Source organism: Pseudomonadota bacterium (genome assembly GCA_010028905.1).
Classification (GTDB): domain Bacteria; phylum Vulcanimicrobiota; class Xenobia; order RGZZ01; family RGZZ01; genus RGZZ01.
Window position 1 is genome coordinate 1 of sequence record RGZZ01000387.1, and the last position, 4,800, is coordinate 4,800.

A 4,800-nucleotide genomic window follows, 5' to 3' on the forward strand; every position below is an offset into this window, starting at 1 on the left:
GTTGAGCACATTTGCGCTCAACCCGCCACAGTTGAGCACATTTGCGCTCACCCCGCCACAGTTGAGCACATTTGCGCTCAACCCGCCACAGTTGAGCACATTTACGCTCACCCCGCCACAGTTGAGCACATTTACGCTCAACCCGCCACAGTTGAGCACATTTGCGCTCAACCCGCCACAGTTGAGCACCATTGAGCTCAACCCCCCACAGTTGAGCACCATTGAGCTCAAGCCGAAACAGTAGAGCCCACATCGGCTCATCTCGTCGTGAAGACGGACGTGCGATGTGGGCTCGCGGGCACCGGCGGGTGCGGCCGAACGCCCTTTCTACCCGTACACGGCTGCGCGAATGAAGTCGCGTCGCATCTGGGCGATGTTGAGAATCGAGATCTCTTTCGGGCACACCGCCTCGCACTCGCCGTGGTTCGAGCAGTCGCCGAATCCTTCGGCGTCGGCCTGCCCGACCATGCGCGTGACCCGCTCCTTGCGCTCGGCCTGACCCTGGGGCAGATGCGCCAGCTGCGACACCTTGGCCGAGAGGAACAGCGAGGCCGACGCGTTGGGGCAAGACGCCACGCAGGCGCCGCAGCCGATGCAGGCCGCGGCGTCCATGGCGCGCTCCTGCATGGCCTTGGGCACGGGCAGCGAATTGGCCTCGGGGGCCGACCCCACGTTGGTCGAGACGTATCCGCCCTTGGCGATGATGCGATCGAAGGCGCTGCGGTCGACCACGCAGTCCTTGAGCACCGGGAACGCCTTGGCGCGGAACGGCTCGATGGAGATGGTGTCGCCGTCCTTGAACGAGCGCATGCGCAGCTCGCACGTGGTGCACGCCGCCTTCGGACCGTGCGCCACGCCGTTGATGACGAGACCGCACGTGCCGCAGATGCCCTCGCGGCAGTCGCTATCGAACTCGACCGGTCGCTTGCCCTGCTTGATGAGGGTTTCGTTGAGCGCGTCGAGGGTCTCGAGAATCGACATCTCGGGCAGGATGTCGGTCACGGTGAACGACTCCATGCGTCCGGGCTTGTCCGGACCCTCCTGACGCCAGACCATCAGATTGAACTTCATGGCGTTACCTCTTACTTGTAGCTGCGCTGGGCGAGCTTGACGTACTCGAACTCGAGCTCTTCCTTGTGAAGGGTGGGGGCACCCGGGTCGCCGCTGTACTCCCAGGCCGCCACGTAGGCGTAGTTCGCGTCGTCACGCAGCGCCTCGCCCTCGGGGGTCTGGTACTCCTCGCGGAAGTGGCCGCCGCACGACTCGTTGCGGTTGAGGGCGTCGGTGCACATCAGCTGCGCAAGCTCGAGGTAGTCGCTCACGCGACCCGCGAGCTCGAGGTTCTTGTTCAGATCGCCGCCGTCCGGCACGTTGACCTCGTGCGCGTACTGCTGGCGCAGCTCTCCGATCTTCGTGACGGCCTTCTTCAGGCCATCGGCGTTGCGACCCATGCCGCACTCGTCCCACATGAGGCGACCCAGCTCCCACCAGTACTCGCGGGGGGTCTTCTTGCCCTTGCGCGACAAGAGCTCCTTGACCGAGGCGTCGACGCCCGCCGCGGCTTCCTTGAAGGCCGCGTGGTCGGTGGTCACCTTCTCGAGCTTCGTGCTCGCCAGGTAGTGGCCGAGGGTGTAGGGGATGACGAAGTAGCCGTCGGCCAGCCCCTGCATGAGCGCGCTCGCGCCCAGGCGGTTGGCGCCGTGGTCGGAGAAGTTGGCCTCGCCCAGCACGTGCAGGCCGGGAATGGTGCTCATGAGGTTGTAGTCGACCCAGAGCCCACCCATGGTGTAGTGCGGCGCGGGGTAGATCATCATGGGGGTCTTGTACGGGTCGTCGTCGGTGATCTCGGCGTACATGTGGAAGAGGTTGCCGTAGCGCTCCTCCACGACGTTCGCGCCGAGGCGCTTCACCGCGTCGGCGAAGTCGAGGTACACCGCGTATCCGGTCTGACCGACCCCGAATCCGTCGTCGCACATGCGCTTGGCCGCGCGCGACGCGATGTCGCGCGGCACCAGGTTGCCGAACGCCGGGTAGATGCGCTCGAGGTAGTAGTCGCGCTCGTCTTCGGGGATCTGCGCGGCCGGGCGCTTGTCGCCCTTGTTCTTGGGCACCCAGACGCGCCCGTCGTTGCGCAGGCTTTCAGACATGAGCGTGAGCTTGGCCTGCGATTCGCCCATCTGCGGCATGCACGTGGGGTGGATCTGGGTGTAGCAGGGGTTGGCGAAGTACGCGCCCTTCTTGTGGGCGCGCCAGATCGCGGTGGCGTTGCAGTTCACCGCGTTGGTCGAGAGGAAGAACACCGTCGAGTAGCCACCCGTGGCGAGAAGCACGGCGTCGGCGGCATAGGTCTCGATCTGGCCGTTCACCAGATTGCGAACCACGATGCCGCGGGCCTTGCCGTCGACGAGAACCACGTCGAGCATCTCGCGACGGGCGAAGAGCTTCACCCGACCCGCGTCGACCTGGCGCATGAGCGAGCCGTAGGCGCCCAGCAGCAGCTGCTGTCCTGTTTGACCTCGGGCGTAGAAGGTTCGCGAGACCTGGGCGCCGCCGAACGAGCGGTTGGCCAGCGTGCCGCCGTACTCGCGGGCGAAGGGCACGCCTTGTGACACGCACTGGTCGATGATCTTGACCGACGACTCGGCGAGGCGGTAGACGTTCGACTCGCGGGCGCGGAAGTCGCCGCCCTTCACCGTGTCATAGAACAGCCGGTAGATGCTGTCGCCGTCGTTCTGGTAGTTCTTGGCGGCGTTGATGCCGCCTTGGGCGGCCACGCTGTGGGCGCGGCGCGGCGAGTCTTGTATGCAGAAGCTCAGCACGTTGTAGCCGAGCTCGCCCAGACTTGCCGCGGCGGACCCGCCGGCCAGGCCGGTGCCCACCACGATGACGGTGAACTTGCGCTTGTTGGCGGGCGATACCAGCTTGATGTCGGCGATGTGGCGCTCCCATCGGGTCTCGATAGGGCCGCCTGGGGCGTTGGAGGAGAGCGTGCGGGGGGATTCGGAGACGGGGCTCATGGGTGTCCTCCCTCGAGTGCTGTGGCATTGAGCGCCTCGGCGGGCGGGGCGCCGTTGAAGTGCAGGTAGACGGGAATCGACAGGAAGCCCACCGCCAGCAGGATGGAGATCAGGACGGCGGCGCTGAAGAGCACGGGCATCACGCGACGGTTGTTGAGGCCCAGCGACTGCCAGGCGCTCCACAGCCCGTGGCGCAGGTGCAGGCCGAGGAACAGCATCACCACGACGTAGATGCCCACGTTGAGCGGGCTCTGGAAGGCCCCGTACACGATGCGGTACAGGTCGCGGACCTCCGCCGTGGGGTAGTGAGCCGTGTTGCTCAGGTTGGCGATGCGGAACTGCCAGATGTGGAGCAGCAGGAACGCCAGCAGCACGATGCCAGAGTAGATCATCGACTGCGACGATGGGGTCTTCTTGCTCGTGTGGCCCGCATCTCCGCTGTTGTAGTAGCCCACGGGACGGGCCTCGCGCTTGCGCAGGCTGACCGAGACCGCCGCGGCGATGTGGGCGACGAACAGGGCGACCAGGCTGATCTCGGCCACGGGCAGGAGCCAGCCGTGCCCCATGGACTCGAGGAGGTGGGCGTACTCGTTGAACGCCTTGCCGTGCTCGCCGAGGAAAAGGGTGAGGTTGCCGGCCAGGTGCACGATCACGAACAGGCCGAGGGCGATGCCCGTGAGGCCCGTGATGACCTTCTTCCCCACCGAGGAGGTGGCGGCAGAGACGATGTTGCTCATGTGCGAAAGGCTCTCCAGAAGGTTCCGTCGGATGCGGCGCGCGGCTCTGGGAGAGACGCGCGCGGGGGGGGGCGCCGGGCGAACGACCTTCGCGCTCTCGTTCGGCGGCCCCGTTCTCTACGGTCGGGCCGAACGAATGCACCGGGGTCGAACCCTCGACGGTTCTGGGGCGCTCTTTTATGGTAACGTGAATTTTCCCTCCTTTTCAAGGCAGAGGGCACCCGCGGGAACTGCAATTCGGGCGCAGGCCGCGTTCGAATCCCATGCCCCAGCAGAACGGGCGCCCTCGTCGGTTCGTTCGAACGAAGGGGGCGCAAGGAGAACCCGTGGAACCGCGCACCCTCGCTCCGTCAGAACCCGCCGCCCGCGCCGCGACCGGCATCTCGCGCGGGCTCGCGGTCCCCCTGCACGATCAGCACGATGGCCCCGATCGCAACGCCTGCGGCACGACTTCGGCGGCCATGGTCGTCGACTACTATGACGGCTCGGCGCAGCAGTGCCACCACAGCGACCTCGACGCGCTCATGCGCCCGTTCGATCTCTACAGCGCCCCTGGTCGCCTGGCCGACGCGGTGGCGCGGCGCGGCATGCGCACCGGGCTGCGCGTCGGCGCGGGGGCAGACGACCTGTGCGGGCTCATCGATCGCGGGGTGCCGTCCATCGTCATCATCGATCCGCATGTGAACGGCAGCAAGGGCAACGGCCTGCACTACGTGGTGGTGACGGGGTATCGCAACGACGCGCGCGGGCAGCTGGCGGGCGTGACCCTGAACGACCCGGCCAGCTCCGAGCCGTATGAGATGCCGTGGGCCGAATTTGACGAGAAGTGGCGCAATCTCTCCCTGAAGGGCGTTCCCACGACCCTCGATCGGGTGCTCATCAGCGCGGTGCCCATGGGCGACGCCCCCGTTACAGGGGCTGACGGCGTGCGGCGGCCGGCCTCCTCCATCGCGCTGCCGGGAGAGGGCGGACCCGGTGTGACCGCGAGTGGTCGCCCTGGCCTTTGTGTGGCCGATGGGATCGTCAATGCCGTCAGCGCGGCCCCG

General features: G+C 66.6%; 4 protein-coding genes. 1 reads left to right on the top strand and 3 read right to left on the bottom strand.

All coding sequences use genetic code 11. The annotated features are described in order from the left end of the window. Positions 1 to 327: 327 nt before the first annotated feature. Genes EB084_19630 through EB084_19640 form a run of 3 tightly spaced genes read right to left on the bottom strand, consistent with a single transcriptional unit; the run spans position 328 to position 3,754 of the window. Positions 328 to 1,071 (bottom strand): succinate dehydrogenase/fumarate reductase iron-sulfur subunit, encoded by a 744-nt coding sequence (locus tag EB084_19630; GenBank protein NDD30475.1) that lies wholly within the window; start codon positions 1,069 to 1,071, stop codon positions 328 to 330. A gap of 11 nt (positions 1,072 to 1,082) precedes the next feature. After that, entirely contained in the window at positions 1,083 to 3,017 is a 1,935-nt protein-coding gene (locus EB084_19635) for a fumarate reductase/succinate dehydrogenase flavoprotein subunit (protein ID NDD30476.1), read from the bottom strand. Beyond that, on the bottom strand, positions 3,014 to 3,754 hold the full coding sequence (locus EB084_19640; GenBank protein ID NDD30477.1) for a succinate dehydrogenase: 741 nt from the start codon (positions 3,752 to 3,754) through the stop codon (positions 3,014 to 3,016). Before EB084_19640 ends, EB084_19635 begins: the two co-directional genes overlap by 4 nt. A gap of 326 nt (positions 3,755 to 4,080) precedes the next feature. Between EB084_19640 and EB084_19645 the strand changes: the two genes are divergently transcribed. Next, positions 4,081 to 4,800, top strand: a 720-nt coding sequence (locus EB084_19645; GenBank protein ID NDD30478.1) for a hypothetical protein, incomplete at its 3' end; no start/stop codon positions are given.